The sequence below is a fragment of the candidate division WOR-3 bacterium genome (genome assembly GCA_039802005.1).
Classification (GTDB): Bacteria; Hydrothermota; Tepidihabitantia; order SM23-42; family JAOAFX01; genus JAOAFX01.
In genome coordinates, this window is sequence record JBDRVV010000010.1 from 16325 (window position 1) to 33090 (window position 16766).

A 16766-nucleotide genomic window follows, 5' to 3' on the forward strand; every position below is an offset into this window, starting at 1 on the left:
TAACATTGGGCCAATTGTGAAGATGTTAGATAACAAAAGATTATAGTTAAGGACGAGAAACAATCGGCGGTTTTGCTTTTTCTACTTTTCTCTGCACCAGTTCCATTTCTTCAATAAGAACTGAAGGCGCAACAATAGAAACAGGATATTCATCACCATAATCATCCCGATATACAGAATTGTATATATATTCCTTATCCCCAGTCGCAACTATATCTTTCAAAATCCCTGGCGTTATCTGGGAAAAGTCCAGACCTGTAATTAACTGTATAGAACCAGTCTTAATATCAAGTTTATAGATATTTTCCGGAGGAGAAATCAATGGTGTTTGTTTTGTCCTTGCCTGATAAAATCTTATGTATCTCTCCATCGCATTCTGTGGAGTTGTAGTCTGTAATCTTGTAATGATAATCGCATAATCATTCCCATAGTCTCGTGCCAGTGTTTTTAATTTTTCTATGAGTTCTTTCTCATTTAATTTACGCTCAGAATTTATCACCAGATTACTGACAAATCCTATATATCTTGGACCATAGACTTCATCATAATACCTTGCATGGCCATTAGTTTCTCTTATTTTATTTACCGGCGTTCTGCTCATTAAGAAATTTATCAGTTTACCATTTCTGACGAGTTCAACCTTTTCTGATTTTACACCCTGCTCATCTATTGAAAAACCACCTATCAATGGTATACCATTATATTCTTTTAATTCTGGGTCATCATATACTGAAATGAATTCCGGTAATATACGCTTATTAAGGCGATTTGCAAAAACACCAAAATTCGCTTTAGGAATATTTCTCTCAAGCATTTCACTTTCAATAACTGGCTGTCTCACACCACTTAAACCCTTACCAAGAACTTGAAACAACAATTCACATGATGCCTGCCCGAGAAGTAAAACAGGACCCGAATAACTTTCTTCTTCACCCTTCGTGTTAACCGCCATCATTAATGTCTCTGCCCAGGCATCAATTGATTTTTCAATTGCAACAAAATCAAAATCTTCAAGACCCTTACTATAGAATCCATTGAAGTCTTCAATAATTTCGCCAGTCTTAGCCTGTGCCTTAGCCTTTACTTCAATACCCGCAATCATCTCCTGCCTTACATTCTTTGCCCCATCGCTATCTAAGAAATATTGATTACCGTATTTTAGTATCAACCTAACATTTGATTCAAAAATTGATTTATAATTTTTTAAGATTTCTGAAAGTTTAACAACTTTTTCATTCAGTTTGTTTATATCATATTTAACAATTGGAACAGGCTCAATAAGCGAACAGGGTATGACCTTTGAAAAATCAGGGATTGTATCCGTGGTCTGTTTATTTTGATAGTAAGCTTTTTTACGAGCAAGTTTTTCGAGTGCCTTCTTGTATGTCCCATCTGTGACAAGCCATATCGCATGGCGCAAGGCAAAGTATTCATCTTCAATGGGTAAATCAGTTCTCTCCGCCTCAATTACTCTTGAACTACCTGTCTGACAGATAAAATTGCTATTATCCAGTTGATAATTTCCAACCCTCAAGTCTACAAATATCTCTCGTTTTCTTGATTCACCACTTGATAACAATCCCCCAAATGATGCCTTTATTTCAATCTCTTTCCAATCCTTTACCCGGTATGCAATATAATATGGCTTTGCCTGATTCTCTAACTGTAATTCTGTAATATTTCTCTTCATTTCATCCTGCAATGCCTGAAATAAAATTTTATTTTCGGTTATCCCCGATGAAAAAGAAACGAATGGTGTAATAAGCACAAATACCAGCATCCCAATCCCAACCACCTGACCAATCTTTTTTTTGACATTTGTCATTTGAAATTTGAAATTTATATTTCTCACTTTTTCCTCCTATCTTGATGGTCCAGTAGGTGCGGGCAAGATCGGTGGCTTGTCCTGACCTTTTGCCTTTTTTTCTACCTCAATCTCTGAGACTAAAATTGATGGTGCGATTGCTGAGACCGGTACCCATCCTGACTCTGCGCCACAGGTTCCATTAAAAATATCGTAATCATTACCGGTTAGAATAATCTTTGAAAGCGAAAGGAGTGGAGTCCCGACAATATCAACACCCCTCACAACTTCATCCGGTCTGCCATCTACATAGACCCTTTTCACCAATAATGGAATTACCTTAAAGGTTTGTGGTCCTTCCCTGCCCGTTGTAGTAAAACCACCGGAAATATCATAAAAGATAAGACCATACGGTTTATTCTGTCTTTTACATTCATCAATCAATGCATTACGCAATTTTTCAAAAGAAATTTCATTACTTGATTTTACATACAGAATACCCTGTCGTGATACAACCTTCCTTCCATACTGTCTTCTACCATGCCCATTTGAAGAAGGAAAATTTGCGATTGGTGAACGGCTCATTAGAAAACCTTTTAATATACCATTCTCAACAATCACTGCCTTCTGTGCCTTTACCCCTTCATCATCAAATAGATAATGACCATTCAAATCCCTATTATTAAATCGTTCCATCGTTGGGTCATCATATACTGATATAAACTCAGGCATTATTCTTTCATTCAATTTCTTTGTGAATGTCTGCCCCTCAAATTCGCTCTTTTGCCTGTGCCCCTCAATCCGATGCCCAAAGATTTCATGAAAAAATACACCACAGGCACGATTCATCAGTATCGCAGGGCCTGAATATGGTTCAACCATTGGTGCATTCTTTAATGCATACAGATTTTGAATCAAAGAATCAGCATAAATTCTTAAAGTCTGTTCATCAGGCATATCCTTTATATCTCTGACATAAACTGGATAACTAAGATAGAGTTCCATTCCATCATCAGCCATTGTCTCAGCATAGATATTTAGATAATAGCCAGATTTATTGTGGAGCAATTTTGTTCCATCTGTATTCACGAGATACTTGGTCAAAGAGTTTGTGCGAAGCGCAACACGAGAGTTGTATATCCATGGATAGTCTTTAAAAATGTTTGATAGTTTACGAAGTTTTCCTTTCCATAATTCTTTATCAAAACCGATTGTATCAATCTTACCATTATATACTGATTTCGGTGCAACACTGAAATCAGGTGATGTATCCGATTCCAAGACCTTTACCTGTCTTTCATTGAGAATTTTTATATATCTTTCCTGTGCAGACTTAAATTTTTTATCGGTCTCTGTCCAGAAGAACAATCGCAATGCCTCAGGGTTATCATCAATCGGAACTTCAACCGGTGAAGACCACCAATCATATTCTTCAGCACCCCTGATTTCATGGGTATTGTCAAGTTTATATGAACCGATTCGAACATCCACATCAAGATAGCGATGCTTCTGTTCATACTCTTCGGTTATTGCACCCAGTGCTGCTGAAATAAGTATCTGGTGCTCATCCATGATCTCATATTGTAAAAAATAAAGTGGATAGGGCTTTTGCTTGTTAAGAATTCGGTAAGAACGATTTAATTCATTTAACATTGTATTAAGAACTACATTATCGGCAAAGCCCACAACCAAAAATATCAGAATTAAAGAAACGATTATTTTCTTCATCAAAACCCCCTTAATGCATTAGATTATAGACCAAATCTGGTTAAAGTCAAGAATCCAAAAAAGTGATTAACTTCCTTAGTTTGTTTTATGATTGGAATTAAGGCGTAAGCCTTTTATTAAAAAATTACATTGCAACTGAAATTTTTCAACTTATGATTTTCAGGGAATTTCCAATAATTCAACAATATCTTCCGGACCTTCTACCTCGTGTATCTCCATCCCCTGCTCCTTTGCAGGCAAAAGATCCACATAATATCGGTCGCCAACCATCAAGCATTCTTCCGGTCTCACATTTAATTCTTTAATCACAAGTTTGAAGATTTGGGGGTCAGGTTTTATAAGTCTAAAATTTTCGTAGGTGAAAATATAATCAAATAGATCCTCAATTCCCAGCGCCTTTAAAATCCTCTCAGTTTGAATTCTGTTGTTGTTGGTAAATACCGCAAGTTTATATTTTTCTTTCAGTTTTAATAAAATGTTTTTTAATACTTCATCTTTCTTTAAAAAATCACCCGCATTGAAAAATTTTATATTCTCCTTATGCCACTCTTCAATCGGAATTCCAAATGACAGAAGGGCAAGGGTGTAAGGCACTGCATAACCCTTTTCCTTTTTCATCTCCTCCCTGCGTTTTTCAAGAATCTCTTTTGCCTGTTCAATAGTGGATTTCTTTAATTTTGCGTATGTATAGTATGCTGCCTCGGCAAATTTTTGATAGACCTCATTACTGGTATAGAGGGTTCCATCAAGGTCAAAAATAATTACTTTTAACATATTTTACAGGCAGGAGATATTAAGGGAAATAAGGGGATACCAGGGAAAAAATGTTAAACACCCTAAATATCCCCTTACTCTTTATTCCGCTGTTCGCTTTTGTAGTCTTTCCCAGATTCTATCTACTTCTGCCTGAAATTCTTTTATTGGTGTTTGGTCTTTTAGTTTGAATAGATGGGTGAATCTACCCTGAATTTTTAAGAATTCTTCAACCGGTTTTTTCTCTTTCGGTTTTACTGTGATTCTATATTTTCCATTTTCGTATTCATACAAAGGCCAGACACAGGTCTCTACAGCAAGTCTCGTGATTGCTACTGTCTTTTCCGGGGGATAAGCCCAACCTAGCCTGCAGGGTGAAAATACATTGATAAACGAAGGACCATCCACATCGAGTGCCTTTCGAACTTTTGTCGCCAGGTCATTCCAGTAACCAATCGTTGCCTGGGCAGCATAGGCTGGTTCATGGGCAATAATAATTTCGGTCAGATTCTTACGCGGTTGTAATTTACCAGGGATTACCGTTCCTGCAGGGGATGTTGTAGTATGTGCACCATAAGGGGTTGCCGATGAACGCTGGATTCCGGTATTCATATAGGCTTCATTGTTGTAGCATACATATAAAACCTTGTGTCTTCTCTCAATCATCCCGGATAGCGATTGTAGCCCGATGTCGTAAGTTCCACCATCACCCCCAAAGGCAATGAATCTTAAATCCTTATCTATTTTGCCTTTCTTTTTTAATGCCTTATATGCCGCTTCAACACCGGACATTGTTGCTGCTACATTTTCAAAGGCATTATGAATATACGGCACATTCCAGGCAGAATAAGGAAAGATTGTAGAAATAACCTCAAGACAGCCGGTCGCGGCACCAACGACTACCGGATATTGAGCCGCAAGCAATACCTGTCTTGCAACAATCGTTGCCCCACAACCCGCACAGGCGCGGTGGCCACCGAGAAATTTCTCTCCCTGTTGAACAAGTTCTTTTAATGTCGCCATTATTCCCCCCTTACTCCGTAATACACAATATCTTTATCAATTCTGCCGGTATCTTTAATCTTCAACAATTGTTCAAAAACTTCCTCAATCTCTTCAATGCTGATATCTCTACCACCAAGTCCATAGATATAATTTTTCATCAACGGTTTTTTAGCTGATTCATAAAGGATTGACCGGCAATCATTATATAGATGACCACCCAATGTAGAAAGTGTATCAGCACGGTCCATTACGCCAAGCACTTTGACCTTCATAATAGCATTCAACATTGCTTCTTTGGGGAATGGCCTGTAAATCCGACAACGAATCAAACCAACCTTCTTACCCTTCTCGCGCATTCTATCCACCGCAACCTTACCTGTTCCACCAGTAGAGCCCATCGCAAGAATTGCAACCTCCGCATCTTCCATTTTATATTCATCAACGATCGGATAATATCTACCGAATGTATCACCAAATTCTTTCTGGACTTTTTCAATTATTGGCAGGCAATTATTCATTGCCTCTATTTCCTGACGTTTATGTTCAAAATAGTAATCCTGAAGGTCGAGCATACCCAGGGTTATAGGATTGTCTACATCTAAAAGATTGTTTACAACCTTCCTTTCACCAAGCCATTTTGGTACCTTTTCATCATCAATCAATTCTATCCTTTCCATACCATGGCTGATGATAAAACCATCGGTTGTAACCATTGCTGGAAGCATAATCTCTTCTGCCATTTTTACTGCCATTATTGTAGTATCATACGCCTCCTGTGTATTTTCGGTAAATATCTGGAGCCATCCAGAATCCCGTGAGGCGAGTGAATCGGAATGATCACAATGGATATTTATTGGACTTGATAAAGCACGATTAACAAGACAGATTACTATGGGTAATCTCAAGCCTGCTGCAATGAACAAAATCTCATGCATCAAGGCAAGTCCCTGGGAAGAAGTTGAGGTCATCACCCGTGCACCCGCAGCCGAGGCACCTACACAGGCGCTCAGTGCCGAGTGTTCGCTTTCTGCTGGAACGAACTCGGTTGTGACCTGACCATCAGCAACAAATGAAGCAAATAATTGAACAACCTCGGTTGCGGGTGTGATTGGATACGCAGCGACAACATCCGGATTTATCTGTCGCATTGCCTCTGCCATTGCCTCATTGCCAGTCCTTGCAACAATCATTTTTCCTCCCTTACCATTGTAATCGCCTTAATTTTGGGTGGACATTCCTCGGCACATATTCCGCAACCCTTGCAATATTTGTAATCAATTCCCTGGACCTTTCCATCTTTAATAATAATTGCTGAATCCGGACAGTATATCCAGCAGATAAGACAGTGCGTGCATTTTTTCTCATCCCAGATTGGCTTATCGCTCCGCCAATCACCTGTTTCAAATTCCTTGCTTGAGCCTGATTTCCAGGCAAGCCCTATTGGCAAATCTTTCCAGCCTTTCTTTTCTTTCTTCATTATTTTAACCTCCTACCCTCTCCTTAGTCCTCTCCCTTTAAGGGATAGGGAAGGATGAGGGTGGTTCATTCTTTTACCTCCTCATAGGCACGAACTATTGCCTTAATATTACCTTCCACAACATCTGGACGATTCGGAAATTTGTGTTCAAGCCTCTTCTTTACTGATTCAAGCATAGGTTCAAATTCAAGAAGTTTTGAGACTTTGATTAATGCTCCCAACATTGGTGTATTGGGAATATCCCTTTTTAAGATCTCCTTTGCAATCTTACTTGCATCAACAACATAAACCTTAATCTTATCACTCTTTATCTTCAATTGCTCCCTTATTTCCTTCGCTGTCTTCTGGGTATTAACCAGAATAATTCCTTCTGCCGATATTCCTTCAGTAACATCAATTGTTTCCATTAAAGTTGGATCCAAAACCACGACGATATTCGGATTTTTAATACCACAATGTTGAAGAATGGGTTCATCTGACAAACGGTTAAATGCAAATACCGGTGCCCCCATTCTTTCCGGACCATATTCAGGAAAAGCCTGAATATATTTTCCGGTCTCTACCGCTGCATCAGCAAAGAGCAGGGCAGCAGTCTTAGCACCCTGACCACCCCGTCCATGCCATCTTATTTCAAGCATTGCCATTATTCACTCCTTTTTAAAGTTAATTATAAAAAGTTACCCTGCTAATTATTAAATCAGGGTCATAAATGATCGTTCTTCTTTCAGTATATGCCTTTGTGATTTATTATACTCAATTTTTAGTTTAAGTCAATAAATTTATGTTATTAAATTGTACCCCCTTGAAAATATGGGGAAATCGGATATAATCTATGAAAAAGGAGAAAAAATGAAAAAATTTATTGTCTTTATTCTTCTTGTTATAATTTTCGCCCAGGCAAAGGGTATTAAAAGACAATTTTCTGTTCTTGAACTTGCTCCTAAGGCCAGTCTTTATATTAGCAATGATGCCTATTTTGGAATCGGCGGTGAATGTGTTATTAATCCCATTAGACAGGTCGGCATAAGAATGACTTTTGCCGAGGTCGTTTTTGGCAATGGAACCCGATTTTATTTCAATTCCGAAGGTTGGGAGCCGAGTGGACTTTCTCTTGATGGTTTATTTTATATCCCGATGACCGAAATTGAACCCTATGTCCACGGTGGTTTGGGATTTTCAATTTATGACCCCCCTGGCCAGGCAGATACTCACACATCTTTTTCATTCCGATTTGGCATGGGGCTTAATTACTCATTAAATCCAAAAACAAAGATATTTGTTGAACCAGGCATTATTATCTATGATGCAGGTGATACCGAAACTATGTTCAGACTCTCATTTGGTGCAAGATTCGGGGTTTTATAAATATGATTGATGAAACGATTATTTCACGGGCAATCATAGAGACCTATTTAAAAGACCTCTTAAATTATGTTGAATCAGATGTAATAATTGGTGGAGCAGGTCCTTCTGGGTTATGTGCGGGTTATTATCTTGCGAAAAATGGAATAAAGACTGTCCTTTTTGAAAGTGCTTTAAAACTCGGCGGTGGCATGCCCGGTGGTGGGATTATGTTTAATAAAATTGTCGTACAAAAGCAGGGGCTGGAGATTCTTGAAGAATTTGGAATAAGATATAAAGAATACGAAAAAGGTTATTATGTTGCTGATTCACTTGAGGCCACCGCCTGTCTCACTGACAAGGCATTAAAACAGGGTTTAAAAATCTTTAATCTTATTAAAATTGAAGATGTAATGATTAGGGAAGATAAAGTCTGTGGTGTGGTGATTAACTGGACAAGTGTTGATATGGCAAAACTTCATATTGACCCGATTACATTTAAATCAAAAGCGGTGATTGATGCCACAGGGCATCCATGCGAAATTGTGCATATCGTGGAAAGAAAAAGTGGGGGTAGGCTTTTGACGGTTTCGGGCAAAATTGAAGGTGAAAAATCAATGTGGGCTGAAGTTGCTGAAAATATGACGATAAAAAATACACGCGAAGTTTATCCTGGTTTATATGTTTGTGGTATGGCTGCAAATGCTGTATTTGGGGGACCAAGGATGGGTCCGATATTTGGTGGCATGTTATTATCCGGTAAGAAGTTGGCGGAATTATTGATAAAGAAATTGAAGTAGAAAGAAGAGTTACCATAGCCATAATTATTCAAAATTTCCTCAGTAAAATACATAAGGCGAAAGAGATATACCGCCAGAATTTAAAACTCATATCCCGGAACTGCTGGCTATTTCTCACCGGAACATTCTTTATGGGCATGGGATTTTCGGGATTTATGTTATTATTCAATCTTTATCTTAAGGCGATAAATCTTGGAGAAGGAAAAATTGGCAACATAATCACTGCCAGCACCATTGGCATACTTGTGATGGCAATTCCATCATCATTTGTAATCAAACAATTATCCATTAAAAAAATTCTATTATTTTCAACACCGATTGCCATTATCTGTTATTTTATACAGGTTTCAACAAACAGTTATCAAACAATAATCTGGGCAAGTCTTATTTCCGGAGTTGCTTCGGTCTTTTTTCAGGTCACCGCAGCACCGTTTTTTATGCGCAACTCTACATCAAAAGAGAGACCTTATCTATTCAGCCTTAACTTTGCCTCTTCCCTTGTTGCTGGTATAATCGGTAGTATTCTTGGTGGAATACTGCCGGGGATTATTGAACATTACGGCCTTTCTGCACATCTTACCTATCGCTATACATTATACATATTTGGTGGGCTTGTTATGGTTGCCTTTATTCCCTATTTAATGATTAATGAAAAAATTGAAAAAATATCTGAACAGACTGAAAATTTTTTCCAATTTAAAACGAAAACTTCAATCATTGTGAAACTTTTTTTGCCTAATTTGATCACCGGACTCGGTGCAGGATTAAGTATTCCTTTTATAAATCTCTATTTCAAAAACTGGCTCAATATCCAGACAAATCACATAGGCATATATTTCAGTATTTCCCAATTTTTAATGATCACGGGGCTACTCATCGCACCACTTATTTCAGAAAAAATAGGTAAAATAAAAACCGTCTTCTTTTCTCAAATTTTTTCTATTCCTTTTTTGATAATAATGGGTATTACAAAAAATATTACACTTGCGGTTACTTCTTTTTTGATAAGGGCAGCACTTATGAATATGGCTCAACCGTTATTTACAAATTTTGCCATGGAAAAAGTACATAAAGATGAACAACCTCTTACCAATGCCTTGCTCGTAATCGCCTGGACCGCAGGAAGAGGGCTGAGCGCAAGTATTGGGGGCCTTTTGATCGAACATCTCGAGTCTTATGGCCCACCGTTTTTCACAACGAGCTTTCTTTATTTAATATCAAGTATCCTATTATTTACTTTCTTCCGCTGATTAAAATTATACTGCTGGATAAATATTCCCGCGATAATAAGAATCAGTCCAAAGATTGTTGAAGGCAAAATCTTTTCTCCCACAGTCAATCTAATTACAATGAGCGAAAGGAATGGAACGAGATAAACCATATTACCGATCTTGGCGGTGGTTTTTGAAAGACTCAATGCTTTTAACCAGAAGTAGAAAGCTATGCCCATTTCAAAAATACCGATATAGATTCCACCAATAATACCATATAAATTTGGAAAAATTTTTTCTTTTGTCACCAACACTAAAACCAAGATATAAAATGTACCAAAAACAAAATTTGTGCAGAGTTTTACAATAGGGTCTCGTGGATCTTTTACATTAAATATCCAGTAAAATGCCCAGATAAAGGCACTGCCTAATGCAAGCAAAACACCCGTAATGCTACAAAATTTCAAAGTAGTCAATTCGCCACGGGTAGATATTAAAAGTACACCAGAAAAACTTATAAAAAGGGCAATGATACTTTTCAATCCAACCTTCTGTTTAAGGATAATTGCCGAAAGAAAAGCAAGGATTATTGCCCAGGTCTGGTTTAATGGCTGTGCCTGCTGGGCTGGCAATAATGAATAAGCCTTAAAAAGAACGAGATAATATAGAAATGGATTAAGAAATCCGAGGAGTAAAGAATTTAGCCAGTTTTTTTTGAATGTTGTGACAAATGTCTTTATCCGTCCTTCAATTAAAGATATTAAAAATAACACGATCGTTGAAGTTAAAGATGACCAGAATACAAGTTGAATGAAATTTAGATATCTAAGTGTTATTTTAAATGCAGATGCAACGGTTGCCCAGAATAGAACTACAATCAGGGCAAAAATATATGCCTTTTTCTGTTTATCCATCCTTTAATTTTACTGAATTAAAAAAATATATCAAGGAGTAAAACGGGGTGGTTCGTAAGCCGGGTTCTGTTTTAGCCCGCCATATTTAATGGCGGGCATAGATAGCCATTTATCTGGGACCGATGTCACCATCGGACTCAAGCGACCTACCTGTCCTGCGTCTTTTTAAGACCGAGCGGGCAACTCGATACAGGACTGTTTGGTCTTGCTTCGGATGGGGTTTGCCATGCCTCCAGTGTCGCCACTGGAGCGGTGGGCTCTTACCCCGCCTTTTCACCCTTACCACACCACGAAGAGTGGTAGGCGGTATATTTTCTGTGGCACTTTCCGTAGCTGCCTAAGAATGTTGTGCACCTAACAGGCGCACCGACATTTATAGACAGCCCCTTCCTGTTAGGAAGCATCCTGCCCTGTGAAGCCCGGACTTTCCTCCTTGCACCAGATGATGCAAGGCGGCCATCCGACCACCCCAATAATATTATAAATCCCTGTTATTATTTGTCAATATCTCGCAAATGATTTATAATAGTCAAACAGACGCAGGCTTCGAATTCTCCAACATCCTTCTTTTTATGAAAAACGCAAGCAGAGATAAAATCGCTGAACTAAACAATAAAACCCTGATACCAAAAATGGCTATCACACCCCCAAGCAATGGTCCCACAATACCCGATAGACCAACGACTGAGTTCAAAAACCCTGATGCGGTTGCTTGTTCAAGGTTGTTTTTTAGTAAATACTTTATTGAACCAAGATATAATGTTGCCCAGGAAAATCCGAGTAAAACCTGTAAAAATATAATTATCTGCCAATTTGGAGCAAATCCATAGCCCAAAAATGTGAGGAAAGAGAAGATAATTCCCATGAGAATCAATCTCTCACAATTTTCCTTCTCCATAAGAATCATAAATATAAACTGGGCAAATGGATTTATTGCATATAATATGCCTATGTGAAATTTATTAGCACCAAGTTCTTTAAGGTATATGGGAAATATTGCCCATATTGCCTGTGCAGCACTATGCCTTATAAAAAATGGCAGATAAACACCAAGATTTTTTTTGATTATCTGATAGGGGAATAACGGCACCGAAATTTTCTTTTCTTTTTCATTTATAAAAAGGCTGAAAATAAATCCGACTATACAGAATAATGAGGCGGTTGTGAAAATCATAAAATTGTTTTTTAGAATACCTGGCAGAAAATTACCCAATGTATAACCGAGAGAACCAAAACCTGAAAACCAACCTAAGGAGTTTCCCCAGGCAAGCGCAACAACCGAACCTGGAATCATTCCAATGCTTAAGCCTGCTAACCCGCGGAGTATAAAAATGCCCTGTAGATTTTTTATTTGAGTATGACCGAATAATATTATTGAAGAAATCAAAAATCCCCACATAATGATCTTTTTTCTGCCGTACATATCGCCCAGCCTGCCGAATAAAAATGAAGAGAAAAAGAGCATTCCATTGTATAACACAAGTATGAGCGAGATAAAAAAAAGACTATCAGTATATTCCTTGGCTATTAAAGGTATAAATACCGAGGCGGTTATCCATGCAGAAGAGTAGCAAAAATTAAGAAGGTTTATAATATTCAGGTCTAAACACCTCCAGGTTTTGTTATTGGAATATTATCTTTACATAACGGACATTCTTCAGGTTTAAAATTCTGAACTTCTTTTTTATAAAGTGATTGATATTCAAATGGCATTTTTGATGAACTGCGGTCAATTAATACAACAATACCGATTATCTTTGCATTCTTTTCTTTAACTGCTTCAATCGTCTCATTCAGCGATTTACCCGTGGTCAGCACATCATCAACAATTAAAACATTCTTTCCCGTGATATTAAAGCCTCTTGCGACGACCCTTTTCCCTTCTCGTTCTTCAGCGAAACCTGCATTACATTTTAATTGTCGGGCAGTTTCAAATGCAATGATTATGCCACCAGTTGTAGGACCAATAACCCATTTAATATCTTTATCTCTAAATTTTTCCGCAATCATTGCACAGAGTATGCTTGTTGCTTCTGGATTTTCCAGGACTCTGAATTTTTCAAAGTAGTATTTGCTATGCAGTCCTGAATTTAATACAAAGTGCCCTTCCATCAATACCCTGTATTTTTTCAAAATATCTTCAGCCTGCATTTTCAATCTCCTTAATTATATTTTTTGCTGCATTTAAAGGGTCTTTTGCTGCAACAATCGGCCTGCCCACCACAATAAAATCAGCCCCTGCCCTTATCGCCCGGGCAGGAGTCATCGTCCTTGCCTGGTCATCAACCATTTCACCTTCGGTTCTTATCCCCGGTGTGACAATCAAAAAATCTTTTCCACAATTATTTCTAATACTTTCTATTTCCTGCGGAGAAGCAACAACACCATCCAAACCGGCACTCTGGGCAAGACGGGCGAGGAATACGACCTGTTCTTCAATTGTTCTTTTTACATCACCAAATAAATCTTTAAAATATGCCTCATCTATACTCGTGAGAACCGTGATACCTAAAAGTTTGGGTTTAGGAATCTTTTTGACATCAGATACAATTGATACTGCTTTTACTGCCTCTTCCATCATCATAAATCCGCCGCTGGTATGCATTGTGAGCATATCAACACCAAGTTCCATTGCACCTTCGCAGGCTCGGGCAACAGTATTGGGAATATCATGATATTTCAAATCCAGCATTACCTTAAGTCCGCGTTCTTTTAAAAATCTGACAACCTCTGGACCAAAACAGGTGAAGGGAATTGCACCTATCTTGAAATATTTTACTACACCTTGCAATTTATCTACCAGCATTTTTATCTTATTGATATCGTTTGAATCAAGCGCAACAATCAGTTTTTCAGACATTTTTCCCCCTTTCTAATAGGAAATTAAGTTCTTTGATAATCCTTAGCGGTGCATAGGGGTCGCGCAGAACCGCAGTTCCTATTGCTACTGCAGAAGCACCGGCAAGGATAAATTCATATGCATCGCTTCCACTCATAATCCCACCCATACCAATTATGGGTACCTTCAAATCCTTTAATCTATGAACACAATAAAGTGCGAATGGTTTTATCGCTGGACCAGATAATCCACCCCGGATTATTGGCTTTTTAGTATGTATATCAAATGCCATTCCATAAATTGTATTGATCAATGAAATGCCATCAGCACCTGACTCAAGACTTGCTTTTGCTACAATCATCGGGTCGCAGAAATTTGCCGTCAATTTCACAATCAAAGGAAGTTTTGTCTTCTTGCGCACAATCTTTACAATTTTTGCAACCATTTTCGGATTCTGTCCAAATAATGCACCGCCTTCTTTTACATTCGGACAGGATACATTAAGTTCAAAGCCGGTTACAGTATCACCAATTTCCTCTATAATTTGTGCATACTCTTCCACACTAAATCCTGCCACATTTACAAAAATGCGGTTATTTATTTTTCTTATCTTTGGTAAAATATGTTTTTTGAATTCTTTAACTCCTGGATTCTCAAGCCCTACAGAATTGATTACACCGGCGCATGTTTCATAAATTCTTGGTGGGGGATTTCCCATTCGGGGGAGTAGGGTAATACCTTTTGTGAATATCCCACCAACTGCCCTGGTCACCAATTTATATTTCAATCCGAAACCGAATACCCCCGATGCAAGAAAAACAGGGTTCTTGAATTTTAAATCAAACAATTCAATCATTAAACTCTATCCCCTTGAGTTCAAACACTGGACCATCTTCACATATCCTTTTATATGTGCCATAATAATTGATTGCACAACCAAGGCATAGCCCACACCCACAACCGAGAAAATCTTCGCAAAAAGCATAAATAGGCAATTTTAAATTCATTGCTTTTAATTCTTTTAACATCGCCTTTGGACCACAGGCGTATCCAATTTCATAATCATTAAGGTCCATTCCATTCAATACCGAAAGGGCAGTTCCTGTTTTTTTGCTTCCGGATTCGGTTATAAATACAGTATCTGAAGAGATTTTTTTAATCTCTTGTTTCAGTATAAGGTCTTCAGGTCTTTTAGCACCATATACAAATGTAAAATCGGTTCTCAATTTTTTAAGATTTCTGGCAAGGAAATAGAGTGGGGCAACGCCGATGCCACCGGCGATTATAATGCTCTTCTTTCTCCTTAATTTCAGTCTTCTACCGAAGGGTCCAAAGACAATCAATTCCTCGCCTTTGTTTTTCGCGCTAAGAATTTTTGTACCCCTCCCTACGACTTTGATTATCATCAAAACTTTGTTTTTTGAATAATCAGCGATGCTTATGGGTCTATTTAATAAAGGGTCAAACGAATTGTTCACCTGGATTTGGAGAAACTGTCCAGGGGCAGGATTGATTTTTAATGGACCACATTCAATACTAAAGACATCGGAATTAAGCCATTTTTTATTTAAGATATAAACTTTATGTTTTATCATTCCTTATTTATTAAGTTCTTTGCACTCTGTGCGTATTCAGTATCAGGATATTTTGTAATCAGTTGTTCTAAAAGAACCCGGGCGAGACTATCTTGTTTTAGAACCATTTTACTTATCCAGAAATTTGCATACAATGCCTTTGGTGACAGATCACTCTTGGGATAATTTGTATACACATTCTCATAATACTCCATAGCCTTTGCTATATCCTTGACTTCAACAAAATACAATTCACCTAAAGAAAATTGTGCCTTATCAAGACCTTCAGTTTTGTTTGTTAACTCTACAATTTTTTTTAATATTTCAACCCGTGATTTTGCTTTGTTTAAAATATCTCCGCTTGCCTTGGGAATGAGGGAATCATAATATGAAATAGCCAGTTCAAGACTATCTTCTCTCTCTGCAATTAAGGCAAGTTCATATAACGCCTTTGCAGCAACCTCCGGGGCCTGGGTCTCTTTTATCTCTATATAAATCTCCTTGGCGGTCATTATACTATCCATTTTAACATTTAAATCAGCGAGTAATAATTTAAATTCAGGGTCTGATTCATTTTGAAGAAAGTTCTTACAATCTTCATAATTTCCCATTTTAAGATAAATATTGGCAATCTTCAACTTTATCTTTTTTTTCTCCTCAGGAGAATCTTGCAAAATTTTAATTTCTGTATAGGTCTTGAGTGCAGAATCATATTCATTCATTTGATATTCTGCTTCGCCGAGAATATTTAATATCATTAATTTTTCGCGACGTTTCAATTTTTGTTGCAGGAGTGAATGCGCGGTATTCATTAATTCCCGATAATTTCCATCACGAAAATATGCATAGCAAAGCATTACATTTGCTTTTTTTCTAAAACCTTTGGACTTCCCTGCCTCTTTCAAAGAAATTATTGCCTTACTCAATTTATCATTTTTGTAGTAGGCAAGTCCTATGTAATACATCGCATCATCATATAGTTTTGAACCAGGGAAGTTCATAGTAAGAAATTCAAGTTTATCAATTGCACGAGTGTAGTCGCCTTTAAAATAATATGCAACTCCCATCATAAATAGGGCATCATCAACATATCTTGACTCAGGATATTTAACAATTACTGATGCACATTTTTCAATTGTCTTATCAAAATATTCATTATCGTATTTAAGGGTGTCATCTTTAACAAGTTTCATTCCCTGATTGAAATAATTTTGGGCATTGTAGAAGGTATTGAAATAAGCACACTGTGTTAGCATAGATAAGGCAATAAATTCCAATATTAAATTTAAACTTTTAGGCATTTTAAATTTTTAGGTGTTT

General features: G+C 37.5%; 17 protein-coding genes and 1 other RNA gene. 3 read left to right on the plus strand and 15 right to left on the minus strand.

Features of this window, described 5'->3' with window-relative positions; all coding sequences use genetic code 11:
* Positions 1–46 precede the first annotated feature (46 nt).
* The 7 genes from ABIL69_04710 to ABIL69_04740 all read right to left on the minus strand — a co-directional run bounded on the left by ABIL69_04710 (position 47) and on the right by ABIL69_04740 (position 7414).
* Positions 47–1852 (minus strand): metallopeptidase TldD-related protein, encoded by a 1806-nt coding sequence (locus tag ABIL69_04710; protein MEO0123288.1) that lies wholly within the window; start codon positions 1850–1852, stop codon positions 47–49.
* Between the two features lie 9 nt (positions 1853–1861).
* Complete coding sequence (locus ABIL69_04715; GenBank protein MEO0123289.1) at positions 1862–3532, minus strand: metallopeptidase TldD-related protein; 1671 nt, start codon at positions 3530–3532, stop codon at positions 1862–1864.
* A 159-nt stretch (positions 3533–3691) separates the two neighbouring features.
* Positions 3692–4306 carry an HAD family hydrolase gene (locus ABIL69_04720; protein MEO0123290.1) on the minus strand — a complete coding sequence of 205 codons (615 nt, stop codon included), beginning with the start codon at positions 4304–4306 and terminating at the stop codon, positions 3692–3694.
* An 81-nt stretch (positions 4307–4387) separates the two neighbouring features.
* Positions 4388–5311, minus strand: coding sequence for a thiamine pyrophosphate-dependent enzyme (locus ABIL69_04725; GenBank protein ID MEO0123291.1), 924 nt, complete (start codon positions 5309–5311; stop codon positions 4388–4390).
* Positions 5308–6480, minus strand: coding sequence for a pyruvate ferredoxin oxidoreductase (gene porA / locus ABIL69_04730; GenBank protein ID MEO0123292.1), 1173 nt, complete (start codon positions 6478–6480; stop codon positions 5308–5310). Before porA ends, ABIL69_04725 begins: the two co-directional genes overlap by 4 nt.
* Positions 6477–6767, minus strand: a complete 291-nt coding sequence (locus tag ABIL69_04735; protein ID MEO0123293.1) for a 4Fe-4S binding protein — start codon at positions 6765–6767, stop codon at positions 6477–6479. The genes porA and ABIL69_04735 overlap by 4 nt, the downstream gene beginning before the upstream one ends.
* Positions 6768–6832: 65 nt before the next feature.
* The gene (locus ABIL69_04740; protein MEO0123294.1) at positions 6833–7414 is read right to left on the minus strand and encodes a 2-oxoacid:acceptor oxidoreductase family protein; all 582 of its coding nucleotides are present in this window, start codon (positions 7412–7414) and stop codon (positions 6833–6835) included.
* Positions 7415–7616: 202 nt separating this feature from the next.
* On the opposite strand from ABIL69_04740, the gene ABIL69_04745 reads away from it, so the two are divergent.
* The 3 genes from ABIL69_04745 to ABIL69_04755 all read left to right on the plus strand — a co-directional run bounded on the left by ABIL69_04745 (position 7617) and on the right by ABIL69_04755 (position 10158).
* The gene (locus ABIL69_04745) at positions 7617–8132 is read left to right on the plus strand and encodes an outer membrane beta-barrel protein (GenBank protein ID MEO0123295.1); all 516 of its coding nucleotides are present in this window, start codon (positions 7617–7619) and stop codon (positions 8130–8132) included.
* A 2-nt stretch (positions 8133–8134) separates the two neighbouring features.
* The gene (locus ABIL69_04750; protein ID MEO0123296.1) at positions 8135–8908 is read left to right on the plus strand and encodes a sulfide-dependent adenosine diphosphate thiazole synthase; all 774 of its coding nucleotides are present in this window, start codon (positions 8135–8137) and stop codon (positions 8906–8908) included.
* Positions 8909–8997: 89 nt separating this feature from the next.
* Entirely contained in the window at positions 8998–10158 is a 1161-nt protein-coding gene (locus ABIL69_04755) for an MFS transporter (protein MEO0123297.1), read from the plus strand.
* Here the strand turns inward: ABIL69_04755 and ABIL69_04760 are convergent.
* The 8 genes from ABIL69_04760 to ABIL69_04795 all read right to left on the minus strand — a co-directional run bounded on the left by ABIL69_04760 (position 10116) and on the right by ABIL69_04795 (position 16747).
* Entirely contained in the window at positions 10116–11033 is a 918-nt protein-coding gene (locus ABIL69_04760) for a DMT family transporter (GenBank protein MEO0123298.1), read from the minus strand. The two genes, ABIL69_04755 and ABIL69_04760, sit on opposite strands and share 43 nt — an antisense overlap.
* A 39-nt stretch (positions 11034–11072) precedes the next feature.
* An RNA gene (rnpB, locus tag ABIL69_04765) (RNase P RNA component class A) lies at positions 11073–11505 on the minus strand.
* A 57-nt stretch (positions 11506–11562) separates the two neighbouring features.
* A complete protein-coding gene (locus ABIL69_04770; protein ID MEO0123299.1) occupies positions 11563–12633 on the minus strand; it encodes an MFS transporter in 1071 nt (356 codons plus the stop codon).
* A gap of 2 nt (positions 12634–12635) precedes the next feature.
* On the minus strand, positions 12636–13184 hold the full coding sequence (pyrE, locus tag ABIL69_04775) for an orotate phosphoribosyltransferase (protein MEO0123300.1): 549 nt from the start codon (positions 13182–13184) through the stop codon (positions 12636–12638).
* On the minus strand, positions 13174–13893 hold the full coding sequence (pyrF, locus tag ABIL69_04780) for an orotidine-5'-phosphate decarboxylase (GenBank protein MEO0123301.1): 720 nt from the start codon (positions 13891–13893) through the stop codon (positions 13174–13176). The genes pyrE and pyrF overlap by 11 nt, the downstream gene beginning before the upstream one ends.
* Positions 13886–14728, minus strand: a complete 843-nt coding sequence (locus tag ABIL69_04785) for a dihydroorotate dehydrogenase (protein ID MEO0123302.1) — start codon at positions 14726–14728, stop codon at positions 13886–13888. The genes pyrF and ABIL69_04785 overlap by 8 nt, the downstream gene beginning before the upstream one ends.
* On the minus strand, positions 14721–15467 hold the full coding sequence (locus ABIL69_04790) for a hypothetical protein (protein MEO0123303.1): 747 nt from the start codon (positions 15465–15467) through the stop codon (positions 14721–14723). The genes ABIL69_04785 and ABIL69_04790 overlap by 8 nt, the downstream gene beginning before the upstream one ends.
* A complete protein-coding gene (locus ABIL69_04795) occupies positions 15464–16747 on the minus strand; it encodes a tetratricopeptide repeat protein (GenBank protein ID MEO0123304.1) in 1284 nt (427 codons plus the stop codon). Before ABIL69_04795 ends, ABIL69_04790 begins: the two co-directional genes overlap by 4 nt.
* Between the last annotated feature and the right edge of the window lie 19 nt (positions 16748–16766).

Coding starts and splice junctions, on each gene's coding strand:
- ABIL69_04715 (MEO0123289.1), bottom strand. CDS start 3,532: ATGAAGAAAATAATCGTTTCTTTAATTCTGATATTTTTGGTTGTGGGC.
- ABIL69_04720 (MEO0123290.1), bottom strand. CDS start 4,306: ATGTTAAAAGTAATTATTTTTGACCTTGATGGAACCCTCTATACCAGT.
- porA (MEO0123292.1), bottom strand. CDS start 6,480: ATGATTGTTGCAAGGACTGGCAATGAGGCAATGGCAGAGGCAATGCGA.
- ABIL69_04735 (MEO0123293.1), bottom strand. CDS start 6,767: ATGAAGAAAGAAAAGAAAGGCTGGAAAGATTTGCCAATAGGGCTTGCC.
- ABIL69_04745 (MEO0123295.1), top strand. CDS start 7,617: ATGAAAAAATTTATTGTCTTTATTCTTCTTGTTATAATTTTCGCCCAG.
- ABIL69_04750 (MEO0123296.1), top strand. CDS start 8,135: ATGATTGATGAAACGATTATTTCACGGGCAATCATAGAGACCTATTTA.
- ABIL69_04760 (MEO0123298.1), bottom strand. CDS start 11,033: ATGGATAAACAGAAAAAGGCATATATTTTTGCCCTGATTGTAGTTCTA.
- pyrE (MEO0123300.1), bottom strand. CDS start 13,184: ATGCAGGCTGAAGATATTTTGAAAAAATACAGGGTATTGATGGAAGGG.
- pyrF (MEO0123301.1), bottom strand. CDS start 13,893: ATGTCTGAAAAACTGATTGTTGCGCTTGATTCAAACGATATCAATAAG.
- ABIL69_04785 (MEO0123302.1), bottom strand. CDS start 14,728: ATGATTGAATTGTTTGATTTAAAATTCAAGAACCCTGTTTTTCTTGCA.
- ABIL69_04790 (MEO0123303.1), bottom strand. CDS start 15,467: ATGATAAAACATAAAGTTTATATCTTAAATAAAAAATGGCTTAATTCC.
- ABIL69_04795 (MEO0123304.1), bottom strand. CDS start 16,747: ATGCCTAAAAGTTTAAATTTAATATTGGAATTTATTGCCTTATCTATG.